At 63.0% G+C, this 16,361-nt stretch carries 13 protein-coding genes and 1 tRNA gene; 5 read left to right on the top strand and 9 right to left on the bottom strand.

The genetic code is table 11. The annotated features are described in order from the left end of the window. Window positions 1–113: 113 nt before the first annotated feature. Entirely contained in the window at window positions 114–2,531 is a 2,418-nt protein-coding gene (lon, locus tag J7359_RS18685; RefSeq protein ID WP_209059231.1) for an endopeptidase La, read from the bottom strand. Window positions 2,532–2,710: 179 nt separating this feature from the next. Beyond that, entirely contained in the window at window positions 2,711–4,066 is a 1,356-nt protein-coding gene (locus J7359_RS18680) for an ATP-binding protein (RefSeq protein WP_209059228.1), read from the bottom strand. A 34-nt stretch (window positions 4,067–4,100) separates the two neighbouring features. On the opposite strand from J7359_RS18680, the gene J7359_RS18675 reads away from it, so the two are divergent. From J7359_RS18675 to J7359_RS18660, 4 genes are all read left to right on the top strand, one after another. Beyond that, complete coding sequence (locus J7359_RS18675) at window positions 4,101–4,973, top strand: MBL fold metallo-hydrolase (RefSeq protein ID WP_209059219.1); 873 nt, start codon at window positions 4,101–4,103, stop codon at window positions 4,971–4,973. Between the two features lie 59 nt (window positions 4,974–5,032). Next, a tRNA-Asn gene (locus J7359_RS18670) sits at window positions 5,033–5,107 on the top strand. A 394-nt stretch (window positions 5,108–5,501) separates the two neighbouring features. Then, entirely contained in the window at window positions 5,502–7,526 is a 2,025-nt protein-coding gene (locus tag J7359_RS18665; protein WP_209059214.1) for a hypothetical protein, read from the top strand. A 206-nt stretch (window positions 7,527–7,732) separates the two neighbouring features. After that, complete coding sequence (locus J7359_RS18660; RefSeq protein ID WP_209059212.1) at window positions 7,733–8,938, top strand: hypothetical protein; 1,206 nt, start codon at window positions 7,733–7,735, stop codon at window positions 8,936–8,938. 90 nt (window positions 8,939–9,028) lie between these two features. Here J7359_RS18660 and J7359_RS20095 read toward each other — a convergent pair whose 3' ends face one another. Next, window positions 9,029–9,811, bottom strand: coding sequence for a hypothetical protein (locus J7359_RS20095; RefSeq protein ID WP_247740530.1), 783 nt, complete (start codon window positions 9,809–9,811; stop codon window positions 9,029–9,031). Between the two features lie 4 nt (window positions 9,812–9,815). Then, window positions 9,816–10,169, bottom strand: coding sequence for a hypothetical protein (locus tag J7359_RS20090; protein ID WP_247740529.1), 354 nt, complete (start codon window positions 10,167–10,169; stop codon window positions 9,816–9,818). Between J7359_RS20090 and J7359_RS18650 the strand changes: the two genes are divergently transcribed. Continuing rightward, window positions 10,168–10,632 carry a DUF3987 domain-containing protein gene (locus J7359_RS18650; RefSeq protein WP_209059210.1) on the top strand — a complete coding sequence of 155 codons (465 nt, stop codon included), beginning with the start codon at window positions 10,168–10,170 and terminating at the stop codon, window positions 10,630–10,632. The two genes, J7359_RS20090 and J7359_RS18650, sit on opposite strands and share 2 nt — an antisense overlap. A gap of 68 nt (window positions 10,633–10,700) precedes the next feature. Here the strand turns inward: J7359_RS18650 and J7359_RS18645 are convergent, their stop codons facing one another. The 5 genes from J7359_RS18645 to J7359_RS18625 form a co-directional block, all read right to left on the bottom strand. Beyond that, window positions 10,701–11,129, bottom strand: coding sequence for a hypothetical protein (locus J7359_RS18645; protein WP_209059208.1), 429 nt, complete (start codon window positions 11,127–11,129; stop codon window positions 10,701–10,703). Between the two features lie 74 nt (window positions 11,130–11,203). Next, window positions 11,204–11,620: a hypothetical protein gene (locus tag J7359_RS18640; protein WP_209059206.1), complete on the bottom strand. Its 417-nt coding sequence runs from the start codon at window positions 11,618–11,620 to the stop codon at window positions 11,204–11,206. Between the two features lie 429 nt (window positions 11,621–12,049). After that, complete coding sequence (locus J7359_RS18635) at window positions 12,050–12,451, bottom strand: hypothetical protein (protein ID WP_209059201.1); 402 nt, start codon at window positions 12,449–12,451, stop codon at window positions 12,050–12,052. A gap of 202 nt (window positions 12,452–12,653) precedes the next feature. Next, the gene (locus J7359_RS18630; RefSeq protein ID WP_209059193.1) at window positions 12,654–14,060 is read right to left on the bottom strand and encodes a site-specific integrase; all 1,407 of its coding nucleotides are present in this window, start codon (window positions 14,058–14,060) and stop codon (window positions 12,654–12,656) included. 181 nt (window positions 14,061–14,241) lie between these two features. After that, window positions 14,242–16,140 carry a site-specific integrase gene (locus J7359_RS18625; protein ID WP_209059190.1) on the bottom strand — a complete coding sequence of 633 codons (1,899 nt, stop codon included), beginning with the start codon at window positions 16,138–16,140 and terminating at the stop codon, window positions 14,242–14,244. Between the last annotated feature and the right edge of the window lie 221 nt (window positions 16,141–16,361).

Genomic DNA, 16,361 nt, shown 5'->3' with positions numbered 1-16,361 from the left:
TTGACGTTACGTCAACATCTAAAGCGGGGCAACCGAATGAAATTAAAAGGCCGAACCAGACGATTTCCGGTTCGGCCCTAAATGTCAGAAGGTCACGTGGTGCGACGCTTGGGTCAGTGCGCGACGGTGCTGCCCGTCGCCCCGCCGCCGTCGCGGGCAGCGATCCGGGCGGCTTCGGCGGCCGCCTCTTCGGCCGCCTCATCCCATTCGACAGGCTCCGGCATGCGCACCAGCGCATGTTTCAGAACCTCGCGCACGTTGCCGACCGGAATGATCTTCAGACCCGTCTTCACATTGTCCGGGATCTCGACAAGATCCTTTTCGTTGTCGGCGGGGATGAGAACCGTCTTGATGCCGCCGCGCAGGGCCGCCAACAGCTTCTCCTTGAGGCCGCCGATGGCCAGGACATTGCCGCGCAGGGTCACTTCGCCGGTCATGGCGACATCCTTGCGGACCGGGATGCCGGTCATCACCGACACAACGCTGGTCACCATCGCGATACCTGCGGACGGGCCGTCCTTGGGGGTCGCCCCTTCGGGGACGTGCACATGGATGTCACGCTTGTCGAACTCGGGCGGCTTCACACCGATTTCTGGGGAAACAGACCGCACGAAGCTGGATGCCGCGTCGATCGATTCCTTCATCACGTCGCCCAGCTTGCCGGTCGTCTTCATCCGGCCCTTGCCCGGCAGGCGCAGCGCCTCGATCTGCAACAGGTCGCCCCCGACCGAGGTCCAGGCCAGACCGGTTACGACACCAACCTGATCATCCTTCTCGGCCAGACCGTAGCGGTGCCGGCGAACGCCCAGATATTCCTCGGCCTTCTCTGGCGTCACCTCGACCGACTTGACCTTGCCCTTCAGGATCTCGGTCACGGCCTTCCGGGCCAGCTTGGCGATCTCGCGTTCCAGCGACCGCACGCCCGCCTCGCGGGTGTAGTAGCGGATCACATGGGTCAGCGCGTCGTCGCCGATGCTGAATTCACCCTTGCGCAGGCCGTTGGCCTTGATCTGCTTTTCCACCAGATGCTGTTTTGCGATCTCGCGCTTTTCGTCCTCGGTGTAGCCCGACAGCGGGATGATCTCCATCCGGTCCAGCAGCGGTCCGGGCATATTGTAGCTGTTGGCCGTGGTCACGAACATGACGTTAGACAGGTCGTATTCCACTTCCAGATAGTGGTCCACGAAGGTCGAGTTCTGTTCGGGGTCAAGTACCTCCAGCATCGCGCTGGCCGGATCGCCGCGAAAATCCTGACCCATCTTGTCGATCTCATCCAGCAGGATCAGCGGATTGGTGGTCTTGGCCTTCTTCAGCGCCTGGATGATCTTGCCCGGCATCGAGCCGATATAGGTGCGCCGGTGTCCGCGGATCTCGGATTCGTCGCGCACACCGCCCAGACTGATGCGGATAAATTCGCGACCCGTGGCCTTCGCGACCGAACGCCCCAACGAGGTCTTGCCCACGCCCGGAGGGCCGACAAGGCACAGGATCGGGCCCTTCAGCTTCTGGCTGCGCGACTGCACGGCCAGGTATTCCACGATGCGTTCCTTGACCTTCTCGAGGCCGTAATGATCGGCGTCCAGCACCTGTTCAGCGCGGCCCAGATCCTTCTTGGTGCGCGACTTCACGCCCCATGGCAGCGCCAGCAGCCAGTCCAGATAGTTGCGGCTGACCGTCGCCTCGGCCGACATCGGCGACATCGACTTCAGCTTCTTCAGCTCGGATTCGGCCTTTTCGCGGGCTTCCTTGCTGAACTTGGTCTGTTCGATCTTTTCTTCCAGTTCGGCGATCTCGTTCTGATCCTCGCCGTCGCCCAGTTCCTTCTGAATGGCCTTCATCTGCTCATTCAGATAGTACTCGCGCTGGGTCTTCTCCATCTGCGTCTTGACGCGGGACTTGATCTTCTTCTCGACCTGCAGGACCGACATTTCGCCCTGCATGTGGGAATAGACCTTTTCCAGCCGTTCCGAGATGTCCAGCGTGTCCAGCAGATCCTGTTTTCGGTCCAGATCGATGCCCATGTGGCCCGCGACAAGGTCTGCCAGCTTGCCGGGTTCCTTGGCCTCGGATACGGCGCTGACGACTTCTTCGGGGATGTTCTTGCGAACCTTCACGTACCGCTCGAATTCCTCGGCGACGGTACGGACAAGGGCGGTCACCGTCGCCTCGTCACCGGTGGTTTCGGGCAGCGCCACGGCGGCGGCCTCGAAATGTTCGTCGTTGTCCACGAACCCGGTGATCTCGACGCGCTCCTGACCTTCGACCAGCACCTTCACCGTGCCGTCCGGCAGTTTCAGCAGTTGCAGCACATTGGCAAGCACACCGGTGCGATAGATCCCATCCTCGGTGGGTTCGTCCACCGACGCATCCTTCTGTGCCGCCAGCAGAATCGGGCTGTCCGATTCCATTACCGTTTCCAGTGCGCGCACCGATTTGTCGCGCCCCACGAACAGCGGCACGATCATGTGAGGAAAGACCACGATGTCGCGCAAAGGCAGCACCGGATAGGTCTGAGAAGCGAATTCGTTCATGCTTTGCATTCCTTTCCTGCCCGAAGCCGTGGCCCCGTCATGGCGACGCACGGCCCCTGCATCGCGTCAATCTAAGGGGCCGGGCGGCGGCATTCAATATGACCCCGAGAATACCATATATTTCGCTGTCGCGCGCCGGAAACACCAATTGCTGCGGCGGCGCGAGGTCGAAAGGCGCGCTACCTGGGTATCACGATCTCGGCACGCAGCCCGCCAAGGCGCCCGCCGCGGCCAAGCCGCAACTGGCCGCCATGCGCGCGCGCGACGTCTGCTGCTATGGCAAGGCCCAGGCCCGCGCCCTGGCCCCTGTTGCGGGTCCGTGCCGGGTCCAGGCGTGTAAAGGGCCGCATCGCGGCATCCAGATTGTCGTCGGGAATGCCGGGTCCGTCATCCTCGACGCCGACGCGCAGGCTGCGTGGCCCAAGCGTGGCATCCAGTTCCGCGCGCGTGCCATAGCGCACCGCGTTGCCGATCAGGTTCTCCAGCGCGCGGCGCAGCATGTCGGGCCGAAACGTGGCCGCGCCGGCAGCATCGCCCTCAAGCGACAGAACGGACACGTTCTGGCCGGCGCGCTGCGCATCCGATACGACGCCGCGCAGAAAATCCAGTGCGGCGACCGTCTCGGGCGGACTGTCCTGCGCCTCGTCACGGGCATAGTCCAGAAATGCGTCCACCATCCGGTTCATTTCCGCGATATCAACCTCCATCGCGGATATCTCTTCGGCGTCCGGCGGCGTGTCCGACGACATCATCGAAAGCCCCAGCCGCAGGCGGGTCAACGGCGTGCGCAGGTCATGGCTGATGCCTGACATCATCATCTTGCGCTGTTCGTTCTGCCTTTCCAGACGGTTCCGCATGTCCAGAAACGCGGTTCCGGCGCTGCGCACCTCGACCGCACCACCGGGACGATAGGGCAGGATCCGGCCTTTCCCATATTCCTCGGCTGCATGGGCCAGGCGTCGGATCGGGCGCAGCTGGTTGCGCAGAAAGACTGTGGCGATGCCGCTCATCAGCAGCGATGTGAAGACCATCAGGACCAGCAACTGATGCGGGTTCGAGGCGCTGACACGTTTCCGGTCGAACGCCACCGAATAGGGGCCGAAACGCCCTTCCATCACCACGTCCACCCGCTTGTCGTCGGTCGCCAGATCGATCGACATGATCTGGGGCAGGGTGGCACGCAGTTCCTCGATCACGACACGTCCCGAAAAATCATAGAACAGACGTTGGTCGTCCTGCCCGGGCTGCGCCGGCATCTGCAGCGACAACTCCAGCGGCGTCGCGACCGCACGCCCCGCCAGCAGCGCCAGCGCGGCATTGTCGGATTGCGTCATGCGCTGCGCGACGAATCCCAACTCTCGCGCCATGCTGGAGGTCATCTGCCGCGTCACACCTTCGAAGTGGCGCTGCAGGAACATGATGCTGACCACCAGCGTCACCACGACGACCGGAAGAAACAGGATCAGTGCCGCGCGGCCATACAGCCCGCGTGGCAACAGCCATCTTGGAATTTGCGCTTCGCCGTTATTGGACATGGAAACACCGCCTGACGCGGGATAGGCTAGCCGCATGAGCCCCCGGACGAAAGAGCCCCGCAGCATTCTGGCCCCCAACCCGTCCGCCCTGACCGGGCCGGGGACCAACAGCTTCCTGATCGGTCGCGACGACGTCGCCGTGATCGATCCCGGCCCGGACGACGACGCCCATCTGGGCGCCATCGTCGCTGCGGCGAAGGAAGGCGGCGGGCGGATCACCCACATCCTGGTGACGCATGCCCATCGCGATCACAGCGCCGGTGCGGCCCGGTTGGCCGCCATGACCGGCGCCCCGGTCATGGCGTTCGGCGATGCGGTGTCCGGTCGCTCGGCCGTGATGGAGCGACTGGCCGCGGCCGGAATGGTGGCTGGCGGGGAAGGTCTGGACATGGACTTCCGGCCGGACATCCTGCTGCGCGACGGGGAAACGGTTGAAACGAAGGAATGGCGGATCCGGGCACTGCATCTGCCGGGTCATTGCGGTGGTCATCTGTGCTTTCTGGTCGATGACACGCTGTTCTGCGGGGACATCGTCATGGCTTGGTCCAGCACGCTGATATCGCCCCCGGACGGCGATCTGATCGACTATTTCCGATCGCTCGATCGGATATCGGCGCTTGCCCCGGCGCGTTTGCTGCCAGCGCATGGCGATCCTGTCACCGCGCCGCTTGCCCGTATCGCGGAACTTGTCGCGCATCGTCAGGCCCGGACCGCGCATATCCTGGCCGCCCTGCGCGAGAGACCCGGCAACGCCGAGGCTTTGGCGCGGCGCATCTATGATGTGTCGCCCGGCTTGCTTCCCGCGGCGACCCGCAATGTTTTGTCCCATCTGCTGGCCCTGACGACACTTGGCGCTGTGAAAACGCATGGGGAGATCACCGCCGAGACGACTTTCGAGGCATTGTGAAAAAAACGTCGCAAAGCCTCTGGACGCCCCCCGAACGCATTGCTATATCGCCCCCGTGTTCCGGCGTAGCTCAGCGGTAGAGCAGTTGACTGTTAATCAATTGGTCGTAGGTTCGATCCCTACCGCCGGAGCCAAAATCCCTCAGACATAGGCGAAACGCCTTATTTCATTGGGTTTCCCACGAGGTGACCTCCGACCAGAGTCGGAGCCACCTGTGCACGTGCACAAATTGGTGCACAAACGCGTGCCCGAACCGGTGCACCACCGCGACTCCCGGATGCCCTGGAACCCGTTTCGGAGGCTTCCCGCATGGCCGGAGTCGCACACACCCCCCACCTCGAGAAACGCCCCTCGGGCTACTTCTTCCGGCGCCGGCTTCCGCGCGCGTTCCGCGAGATATCGAACCCTAGTCAAAGATCGGCCATCTGCCTCTCGCTACGAACCGACGTCCTCTCCGAAGCGACATGCCGCGTTCGCGCCCTCACGGCGCCCACGGACCTGGCCGTCGCGCTGACGACGGAGAGACCGGTGGATCATCTGAGCCCCGAGCACGTGACATTGCTGACCGAATTGGCGCGCTGCCAGATCGCCGCCCACGAAGCCCTGCGGGCGTCGGCCGAACCGCGTTCCGAGGCGGCGGCGAATTTCGCGGCGCAGACCGAGCGCGCGACCCAGGACATGCTGCGCCGGGCCCTGGCGCTCGGTGATCGGTCCCCGGTCACGGACCCCTTGCGCGAGATGGCGAGGCAGTTCGGCGTGACCCTCGATGAGACCAGCTCAGACTGGCGTTCCCTCGCGTTCGAGGCTCTGCGTATCATGCTCGACGTGTCCCGCGAACGGGAACGGCGCGAGGTCGGGACCTACGATGAGGTGACACCGATCTTCCGGTCCGTGATGGCGCGCCGCTCGGCCGCCCCGGGCGCTGTCCTGCCCCAGGTTGTCTCACAATCGCACGCGCCCGCCCTGGCCATCCCGGCAGCAACCGCATCGGTCGCGACCTCGATCGCCGTGCCGCCCATGACGGCAGCAACCACGCCACAGCCGGCCACGGAGGCGGCTGCTCCTCTTCAGACCCCGGTCGACACGGCCGCAACCCCGACTGCGAATGCGGACACAGTGCCGGCACCGTCGGCAACGCCCCAGCCCGCGGCCGGGGACGCGTCCCCGGACACCGCTGCCAAGGATGACGACACCGCGTTCCGGATCAAGCTGCGCCCACCGCTCCTGAAGAACATCGACCTGCGGGATCTCTCGCCCGAAACGAGGGAGGTCGTTCTCACAAAGCCCCGGGGCATCACGCTTCTCGAGGGTATCAAGCTCATGCGGGAGCTCAAGATGGCCGGATACGGAGACGACTTCTCCATGGAGCAGACCGGCGATGCTGATGCCGGCAAGAAATGGACGTCCAACAGTGGCAGCAAAGCGAATGTCGCGGAGAAATTCTGGGTGGAGTTCGTCGGAGATGTCCCGTTCGAAGCCGCAAATCGGGATCACATCCGGGATGCATTGAAAATCCTGCCCGAGCTGCCCTTTCAGCATTCCAAGGGGAAGACGAAATTCGTCTCGCAATTCGGGTTCAAGGCGTTGATCGAGGATCTCGAGGCCGAAGAGGCACGTCTTGAGCAGCAGGCGCTGGAGCTGCTCGACCTCCAAGGCGATGCGACCGAAGCCGACCGGGAAAAGGCGGCTCTCGACGCCCGCATTCCGCGCATTCGCGCCGAGACCCGCGCCAAACATCGCGGCTACATCAAGTCGGTCGGGAAGATGCTCTACGACCTCCAGCTGATCGACCAGAATCCGTTCGAGATCTGCGGCGTGTCCAACAAGCTGAAGGACAAATGGAAGAAAGGCGAAGAGAAACGCAAACGCGTCTGCTGGGACGATCGCTTCTACACCTTCCTGGACTCGCCTGCCTTCCAGGGGCCGTTCGACGATCCGGGTGAACCCCTCTACTGGATACCGCTCATCGCACGCCTCATGGGCCTGCGAGAGGAAGAGGCCTGCCAGCTCGGCCCCAATGATTTCGGCACGGACAAGGGCATCGTCTATGTCGACGTGAAATGCCGCGATGCGAACAACGTCAAGACCGTCGACTCCCAGCGCCGCATCCCGGTGCATCCGACGCTGATCGAGCTTGGCCTCCTGAAGCTCGTTGAACTTCGCCGCAAGCATGGCAAGCATCGCCTGTTCGTGAACCTGACCCGCGGAGAAGCGAAGAAGACCTATTCGGAGAACTTCTCCAAGAAGTTCACCTATTACAGGAAGACGAATGACTGCTACTGGGAAGGTCTGGACCTGCACGCGATGCGCACCTCGTTCAACTCCGACCTCATGAACCAGGACAAGTCCGACGCGATCCGCTGCGTCCTGATGGGGCACGACCCCGTCGACGAAGGCGCAAGATCCTATGCCCAAGGGCTCACGCTCGAGGCGCTCTACGAGCGCATCTGCGACGTCGAGCTCGACGTCTCCATGATCGCGCGGCCCTTCGACGACACGGGGCGCTTCCGTAACGAAGAGAAGGTCGTCGATTTCCGGAGCGCCGCGCGCTGATGCGATTTCCGGCGGAAGAACCGGGACAGCAAGGCGAATGCCCCGTTGATTTGCAGGGGAGCGCCTTGGCCGCTCCTGGCAACCGCGCGCTCACGAAGGCGTGATATCCTGGCGGAGATAACGGCCGGAAATTTTGACCCAGATCAACTGTTTCCCGCGAATCCGGGGCATAGGGCGGCATTCCAACACCCACGGAGATACAGGAAATGCGCGACATCCTCGCCACCCGAATTGACATCGCAATGCACCAGGGAACGGCCTCTTGGCGGACATCCCGGTCCCTACTCGAGGCCGCCAATCTCACAGAACAATCAAAGGCGATCCTTGCAGGCGAGCTGGAGATCTGCGTCGAGACGGCCTTCGACCTCTATATCGAGGCGCGGTCGGTGGGCTATCGACCCGATATCAGACGGCTCGATACCGCTCATGGTGAACGATGGCGCCGGAGCAGCGGTGCGAATACCGAGAGCGCGAAGCGTGTCTGGACGCGCGCCCTCGGGAACCCGTTCTTTTCCCACATCGAACGGGGAGATGTCTTCGACGCCCTGACGGAAATCCGAAACCTGCCGAAATACCACGGGAAACGCCACAGTGCTGCCGGAAATAAAGGTGGGCCTGTGGAAGAGCTGTCTGTTCCCGACCGTATCAGGATATCGACTTTCCTGAGATTCGGGCGGACAGCACGTCGGGTTGGCGATTTCCTTGTCGAGCTTGGGCTCGAAGGGGAGAACCCGTTCGATGTCTGTGCCTGGTCGACGGTCGAAGAGGCCTGTCTGCGGCGGCAGGAGCAACCGCTCGAACCCCGTGCCTGGTCTGAGGCAGTCGAGAACTACCTGTCATCACCGATTTTCAAAGGAGACATCCAGGACGCCGGTGATCCCCTGTTCTGGGTGCCGCTCCTGATGCGGCTCGGAGGCCTGCGGCTCGACGAAGCCGTGAACCTGGCGACCCGGGATCTGCAGTATCGTGACAGCATGCCGGTCCTCTTCATCGATCGCAATGCGAAGACGCCCGCCGCCCGACGGGAGGTTCCTGTCTCTCCGCAGTTGCAGGACCTTGGTCTCCTTGGTCTGTTCGAGTTGCGGCGGGACCAGAACGAGGCATTGCTCTTTCCGCAACTCGCGGCGGACCGGCCCGGAACTGGCACAGCGCGGTTCCGGAAGGTTTTCATTCGCTACTGCGACACACACGGCATCGGCGCCTCCGCCCTTCAAGCACATGATTTTCGACGCGCCTTGCGTCGGGAGCTCATTGAGCACGAATGCGCAGATCACGTCGTCAGAGCGATTATGGGACAATTGACCCCGGACTGGGGAGTACCGTTTCTGGCAAGCAGTCTCCGCAGGGCAATTGACGGAGCGCAGTCAGAGATCGGCGCCGGTCTTCCGGATATCGCCTGTCCGTTCCGGTAACCCGGAGTTCTGAAAAGGCCCGGGCTCCTGCCCGGGCCTTCTCGTCATGTGCCATGGCGTTACAAGAAGCGCCTCCACGAGATCGCGGTCTTATGGCCTTGAGCCAAGCCTCATGCGTCCTCCCCAAAAAAGCCGTCCATCGCCATAAGAATCCGCTTCCTGCCGTTTCCGCCGGAAAACCGATCGACCGATTTCCTGATCACAACCCGAGCAGCAACGGAGATCAGGAATGCTTGCCCGCATCAAGTCCCTCGTCGGCAGGGTCGACGCCAAAGCGTCGAAGCCGAACTTTTCAGTCCCGCATGGAGAAGCGGCCACTCCGCCACGAGAGCCCACGCCGCTGCCCCATGCGGAGCCGCCCGCCAGTGCCTTCCCCCTCGACTGCCTGACGCCGAAGCTCCGTAGCGCGGCAGAGGCAATCGTCAGGAAGACGCAAGGGCCGGCCGCCATTGCCGCGCAATCCGTTCTGTCCGTGGCCTCGCTCGTTGCGGGGAGCCGGGCGAAGGTCCAAACCCTCGGATCGCCCTCGAACGCGACTGCAGCTTTCGTCACGATCGCCTTGTCGGGCGAGCGGAAGAGTGCCGCGGACAAGATCGCCAAGACCGGTATCGACCGGGTGATCATGCGTCTCCGGAAGGAACACGAGATCGCAATGGCGCGCCACAAGTCGGAAATCGCGAGCGCCGGCCGCGGAGAAGAAAAACCTGCGGCCCCGGTCTGTCCGAGCTTCCTGGTGACGGAGCCAACCGTCGAGGGTGCCTTCAAGACAATCGCGTCCGGGTGCGGGTTTCTCGGATGGTTCACGGACGAAGCCGCGTCGTTTTGGGGCGGCCATTCCATGTCGAAAGACCAGCGTGCGAAAACAAGCGGCATCGTGTCAAAATTCTGGGATGGCGATTACTTCTTCCGTCCGCGTGCCGGTCAGGAGGGTGACGGCTATGTCCCTCCCACTCCAACCACGATCAACCTCATGTTCCAGCCGACGCTCATCCGTGACACCTACGGCGACGAATTCCTGATCGGTCAGGGCATCCTGGCGAGGATGCTGCCGTGCTGGCCCGTCAGCAACATGGGCAACCGAAAATATCGGCGTCCGACTGCCGAGGACGAGGCTTCCGCGGATCGCTTCCATGACGAAGTCGAGGCAGCTCTGATGGACACTCTGTCGGATCCAACCCAGCGGTTTCTGTCCCTTTCGGAGGATGCCCTGTCCATCTGCGTCGAATTTCATGACAACGTCGAGTCTGAACTCGGCCGCGGAGGATGGGGCTACAGACATCTCCGGCTTTGCCTCCAAGGCGCCGGAGCACGCATGCCGGCTGGCCGCGATCATGACGCTCTTCGAGGACGGGGGCGCCGCGACCGTTTCCGGCGAGGTCATGAAAGCAGCTTGCAAGATGGTCAAATACTACCTGAGCCAGTACAAGTTCCTCTGCATCGCGGCCACGAACGAGACCGAGATCGCCCAGGCCCAAGCCCTCCTCGACTGGCTTCGGAAGAACCTGCAGCCCGGCGACGGGTTCGCGACCGACCGGGTTCTGCAGTTCGGGCCGGTCGCCGCCCGGCGGTCGAAGGCTCTCGATCGGCAGCTGGCCGTCCTGATGCAATATGGATGGGTCCACGAACTTCCCGCCGGCACGAAGATCGACGGAAAGAAGCGGCGCAAGGCCTTCAGGCTCAGCCCCAAGGCATGACGCCCGAATGGTGGCCGGCATTCCTGCCGGCCACCGGGACTGCTCGCCGACCCATGTGGGAGCGCTGCTCAACGCCCCAACAGGAGCTTCTCGGCGTCGATCCGGGCCCGGCAGATTGCGCGGATATGCGCGATGCGCCGCAGGGACCTGATGCACGCGTCGATCGCCCGTCCCCTGTCCGTCAGGTCCAGCACCTCCCGCACCTCTCCAACGGCGCCGAGATCGGGATCGTCCCGGCCATCGAACACCACGAACGTGCCCAGGAGCTCTCGCTCGCGCTCGCGGTCCAGGACGGCCGACAGGAGGTCGACGTCCGTGTCGTCGCGACGCGAGAGTCCGGCACAGGCGCGCATCGCCTCCAGGGTGCGGCGCAGCGACCCGCGCTCGAGCGCATCGGCGGCAATCTCGTTGGCAGGGAAATGGTCGATGAACCCCCGGGTCATCCCGATCAGCAGTGAGCACAGCTCATCGAGCGGCATCTGGTAATAGGTCTGCATGTCTTTCTCCAGAAGAGTCGGTCGCGGCGGCATTGCCGCGCCTTCAAGCTGCCGGCCCTTGCGGGCCGACTGCGTCATGCAGCAGAGAGGTCGAACAGCTCGCCCAGGATGACATCGCACCCGGGATCCAGATCGGAGATCGCGACGAGAAGATCGTAGAGACGGTCGGCTTCGAGGCAGATCTCCTCGACCCGTGGATCCAGCAGGTCGATCATCGCGAAGCGGGCTGTTTCCTCGGCCTCCGGATCCCCGACGAGATCGAGGCACACAAGCCGATGCAGCCAGACCAGGTCCTGCCTGAGCGCCCGCGTGAGCGAGGAGTTCTCGGAAATTCCGGACAGAAGCCGGAGGCAGCGACGGTGCGCAGTCGGGCCGCTGAGCAGCGCAGCGGCATTGAGCATGGCCGAGCCGTGCTCGTGGAAGAAGGTCCTGGTTGCAAGCATCGCCGGATCGCGGCCCGCCGGGACGGGATTGCTCGAAAAGTTGAACATGGGGTCTCCTGTGGAGGTCGACGCCGTTCGTGGCAGTCAAGGCCCCGAGAAATCTCCTTTCCGTATCGGGGGTGTCTTGCCGGCGCATCTGTAGCAGCAGGAGGGGTTGTCGCCGGCTTGGTTGATTTCGTTAATCGCGAGGCGCCGCGTTTACGTTGGCCGCGCTCTCGCCCCGAGGAGCGCGGCCAACGGAATGACGGCGCCCATTCCCTCTCTTCACCCTCGGCTGGACGGTTCCGGACCTGAAATTGTAGAAATGGCAATCTCGGTCCGGATGTTGCGGCACGTTGCGGCAGAAGACGGAAAAAATTGAGAAGGGGCACATCCTACCCCGTGCGGGTGTAAACGACCCGTCTTCAATTGAACCGGAAAAATGCAGAGATCACGGTGTTTTGCGGCGGTGAGCGGCGGCCAACCTACAACCGCCGGTCAGGGGCCAGCATCATCATGTCCGCATGTCGATGGCCATTGGGTAGCCTCGACCGAGGCTGTATTCATGGCGTCTTCCAACCTCGAGATTGCCGCGAGGCGCTGGTGAGCGGACAGCGTGCGCCCTTCACCCTGAACGAATATCGACCAGACGTCTCGCCCCTCCGGCTTCAGTGTCCATCCGAACGCCTGCAAGGCTCTCTCGGCCGCCGCCCGCAGTTTTCGGCGTGCCTCCGGCTCCGTCACATGGGGCACGACATGCGCGAGCTCTTGGTCTTCGCAGCCATGATGCCGCTGGATTTCGATGCGGACGAGTATGCCGGGAGCCCGGGCCGCGAGCCAGATGGCAACGTCGCGGGCGTCCGTCTCCAGTTGCCTGGCCGCCGCCCGGGTCCTTTCCATGGCAGCAAGAGTTTCGGGAGACCTCGGAGGGTAATCGTGCATTGGTTTCTTCCTGATCGTTCGTGTCTGGCGCCGGGTGTCCGATCCGCCAGGAAGGGGACCGGCAGCATACCCAGTTCACGTCCATGTCGATGCCAGGCTCTCCCTTGCGGGCGGCACTTTCGGCGTCTCGTTAACAGACCGCCCCGGGGACACACTGAGGCTACACGCGCAAGGTCTTGGGAGATGACCTCCGGCCGGCAATGCGTGCCCCATGATCGCGTGCGGCCCTCATCCCCTGTGCGTGATCGTAGCTGTCCCTGGTCGTGCCGGCGCTCTTGTTGCCCAAGAGAGCCGGCGCCAGATATCCCCCGCTCTGAATTTCCTCCGAGGCCTCGGTCGCGGCATTATCTCTGACCCGATGGATGCTCACGCGCACGCCGAGATGCTTGAAGGTCAGATCGCCGACCAGACGGCCGAGTTGCGCCGACGTGATGGCCGCCCCCATGTCGACCATGCTCGGAAAAAGCGCCGAACCGTCATCGAAGAGCGGCCGGAAACTCCGCTTGTAGTCGTCGAGAGCCGACCACAGCACGGGGTTGATCAAGACCTTGTCATGGCCCGCGAACCGCTTCTTCGCCTCACGCATTTTCAGCACGCGCCCGGGAAGCACGACATGAACGTAGGGTCTCTCGAGGAGCACGACGGTTGTGCCGAAGGCAAGGTGCGAAAGGGCCCGCGCCCGCTGCGGCAGGGCCGCGGCAAAGGACAGCAGCAGGCCGTTGCGGAAGTCGCGTGCGACATGCAGACCACGAGGGCCATTCTCCCGTGCCGCGTCCATGAGGCCTACGCCGAGATCGAAAATCGTCGATGCGCCGACGATCTGCGCGCCGGTCTTCGTCGGCCGGCCGGCGACCTTGGCGAGGGCATCATGCCGCGCGATGACATGGTCGCACCCCGTGCTACAGAAGCCGGGATCCGCCACGACGCGAAAGCCGGAGACGATGCGCGACAGATAGTCGGCCACGCTACGATCCGAGACGCCGTCGTCCCTCAGGTCGGTCGCGTAGATGTGGAACGAGGTACCTGTTGGCCGCAGCTCTTGACCGAGAACGGCCGACGCGCGACACCATCGCGCCAGGGCATGCGCCACAGACTGAACATGGTTCGCGCTCCATTTCTCGGAGTGAGGTCCCGGTTCACTGATCAGTTTCGCGATGAGCTTCCCTTGCCATTCGTCCGGGAGCGACGAGATGGCGGACCGGGCCCGCTCGTCGATCGACTTGGCCGCGACCTTCGAAGTGCACCGGCTCTGTCGCAGGACCTGACCGATCATGCCCGCGACCGGGACACCCCACAGGACGGGGGCGCCGAGCTGAATGTAAGCGAACTCGGAAGAAGCGTATTCTGCTCCGAGGCGCGCGGAGAGCGCGCCGAGATAGCCGGATAGTTCAGTGCGGTCCGGCACGGGCATGGGCCAGCCCATGTCGCCGCGCCACTCCGAAAAGCCACGCACGGAGCGGAGAACGGGCCCGGGATCGACGCCTGGTCGATCCTGGCCGAAGGCCTCGCGGAATTCCTCCGGGGAGCACGGTGCGGCCCGCCCGGACTGAGCTTTCGTGGCCCGCATCAGAAGATCTCCCGCTTTCTTGAATTGGCCGGTCGTTCCGATCGCGCCGCCTGAAGGGCCAGACAGGTGCACCCGGGCCCCGGCTCAGGGTTGACGACGAGACGGGAATATTGGTCGATGATTGCGTCCACGCGGGTGCGGAGCAGTTTTCTTTGGTCCGATCGCTTCTGGAGTGGGGTCTTCATCCTGTTTTCCTTTTCTTCTTGGTTTTTTCGGGCTGCCGGGACTTTTGATCGGCGAGGTATTTGCTCCACCGGTCGAGAGCGAGATCCTCGTCTATCTCGGCATAGTGAGCCAGGGTCGTCTCGAGCCGCTTGTGTCCGAGGAGACGCTGGACATCAGGCAGCCGATCCGGATCTTCCCGGAGCCAGAGCCAGCCCAGAAAGTGCCGATAGAGGTGGGGATTCATCTTCAATCCCACGATCCGTTTCGTGTGCCGGACGAGACGCTCGAGCAAGCCGGCATAGGGTTGCCCCGGATCGCCCCCTTCCCCCTGTGACGGGAACAGGAATGGATTGTCGTCGTCTCCTTCCCGCAAAGCCTTCGGCCGGACCTTCTCGATGAACAATTTCAACCTGGCCGAAGCATGCTCATCGAGCGGAATATGGAGATCCGGATCATCGCTATCACGCCCTTTCACCTCAACATTAGGGACAACAATCCGCGCCGTTCCACCCGCCCAGGAAATCCAGGGCAGACGAATGCCGGTTATGTTTGCCCGCCGTGGCGCCCGCGCCAGGAGAATGTCGCTGGCGATCGCGCACATGATGTCCCTGGCCTCTTCCGGTCCGAGCAGGTCGATCCTGGTCTTCCCGCGGCACTTCCGTTTCCGTTTGTCGATGATCGAGTTGACCTCGTCGGTCAGGATGTCGCTCAGATCGATCAGCCGCTGCTGGCGGTCACCGATGATCTGGCGCAGCCGGGCCTTGTTGCGACGCGAGATGCCCGTTTCGCCGATCGCATGTTCCTTGATATGCCCGGCGATGGCATTCACGTCGTCGGCGCTTCGACCGATGTAGTCCCGCGCCAGCTTCTTCAGCGTCTTCCCGACCGACTCGGCATAGCTGCTCGGGAATTCGTCGTCGGAAATCCCGGAACTCAGAACGTCGAGGACGCTCTCGATGACATCCGGATCAGTATATTCTGTCAGGTCCTCAATAAGATATCCTGTCGAGGCGTAGAGCGCCTTCGCTCCCGCGATCAGCTGGTAGCGCCGGTTTTCGAGAGTCCTCTCGCTCCATGTCTGTCCGGGCAGGAGGAAACCAGCCGACTGCCGCTCTTCCTCGGTGCGCTTTCGGCCCCCGTTCTTCTTTTTCAGAAGGGCTTTCTTCGGGTTCACCGGGCGCGTGGACTCGTCGGCGTCCAACTGCGCGAGGAACGCTTCTTCCGACAGCCCATCACGAGATGCCTCGCCCCTCAGCCACCGGCTGACAGGCCCGTCGAACTCGGAGAGCAACTCGGAAAAGACCGAGGCATCGACGCCATACTTGTTCCTCCCGTCCGGGAACGGGTGCTCCACCACGCTGAACCCATAGGAGCTGAAGTCTGCATCGGCCGCGAGGCGTGTGCAGAGCGCCGAGATGCGCTGCACGTGCCTCTTGCAAGTCGCCTCACCCTTCGGGCTGACCGCGAGCCGGTGCAGATAGTATTCGTGCAGGACCTCTGTGGAGATTTCACCAGGTGAAATTTTCCGCTGGTAGAGGAAATGGAAGAACGTCCCCGAGATCAGCTTCAGGTCATCTGGGCAATCGGACTCCGACAGCACATCGTGGATTTCGCGATAGATGCCAGCCACGTCCCGAATTCCGGACGGCCGGTTTCGACCGCCATGAGAGTGAATAGCCGCCAGGATGTCGGATTTGTAGGTGGCGAAGCTGTTTTCCGTAAGGTCGAGGGTTGCAGCCGACCAACTCGACAATTTCTCGATCGCGCGCCGGCGATCCACGATTTCGATCTCGGCCACCCAACCCGCGGCCTTCAGAAATGCCTTGAGGCGGGAGATGAGCACACGGTTGCGGCTGTCGGATTTCTCATCCCCTGTCGGGCGGGCCAGGTCGCTCATCAGGCGCGAATAGGTCATCTGACCCGCCGGCATCGGCAAGTGGATACCCATAACCTCGCCGAGCGCATCGAGCGTTTTCCTGTCCGACCGGATGCCGGGGATCTCAAGAATATCCGTAAGCGTCTTCAGCGCCCCACCTTCCGGCTCTCATCCTGATCGGTTCTTTGGACCTTGGTGATTGTTGGAATGGATTTTCTCCATGGAGACTACATTGGAGGTTCTCCCGGTTGGCGGTCGTG

The organism is Paracoccus sp. R12_2, assembly GCF_017744015.1.
GTDB lineage: Bacteria > Pseudomonadota > Alphaproteobacteria > Rhodobacterales > Rhodobacteraceae > Paracoccus.
Note: the sequence above shows the minus strand (reverse complement) of the source record. Positions and strands in the feature narration are given on the sequence as shown.

What these genes read in the sequence shown, in the direction of transcription:
- lon (WP_209059231.1), bottom strand. Translation starts at nt 2,531, where the DNA reads ATGAACGAATTCGCTTCTCAGACCTATCCGGTGCTGCCTTTGCGCGAC.
- J7359_RS18680 (WP_209059228.1), bottom strand. Translation starts at nt 4,066, where the DNA reads ATGTCCAATAACGGCGAAGCGCAAATTCCAAGATGGCTGTTGCCACGC.
- J7359_RS18675 (WP_209059219.1), top strand. Translation starts at nt 4,101, where the DNA reads ATGAGCCCCCGGACGAAAGAGCCCCGCAGCATTCTGGCCCCCAACCCG.
- J7359_RS18660 (WP_209059212.1), top strand. Translation starts at nt 7,733, where the DNA reads ATGCGCGACATCCTCGCCACCCGAATTGACATCGCAATGCACCAGGGA.
- J7359_RS20095 (WP_247740530.1), bottom strand. Translation starts at nt 9,811, where the DNA reads ATGCCGCTTGTTTTCGCACGCTGGTCTTTCGACATGGAATGGCCGCCC.
- J7359_RS18650 (WP_209059210.1), top strand. Translation starts at nt 10,168, where the DNA reads ATGACAACGTCGAGTCTGAACTCGGCCGCGGAGGATGGGGCTACAGAC.
- J7359_RS20090 (WP_247740529.1), bottom strand. Translation starts at nt 10,169, where the DNA reads ATGAAATTCGACGCAGATGGACAGGGCATCCTCCGAAAGGGACAGAAA.
- J7359_RS18645 (WP_209059208.1), bottom strand. Translation starts at nt 11,129, where the DNA reads ATGCAGACCTATTACCAGATGCCGCTCGATGAGCTGTGCTCACTGCTG.
- J7359_RS18640 (WP_209059206.1), bottom strand. Translation starts at nt 11,620, where the DNA reads ATGTTCAACTTTTCGAGCAATCCCGTCCCGGCGGGCCGCGATCCGGCG.
- J7359_RS18635 (WP_209059201.1), bottom strand. Translation starts at nt 12,451, where the DNA reads ATGGAAAGGACCCGGGCGGCGGCCAGGCAACTGGAGACGGACGCCCGC.
- J7359_RS18630 (WP_209059193.1), bottom strand. Translation starts at nt 14,060, where the DNA reads ATGCGGGCCACGAAAGCTCAGTCCGGGCGGGCCGCACCGTGCTCCCCG.
- J7359_RS18625 (WP_209059190.1), bottom strand. Translation starts at nt 16,140, where the DNA reads ATGACCTATTCGCGCCTGATGAGCGACCTGGCCCGCCCGACAGGGGAT.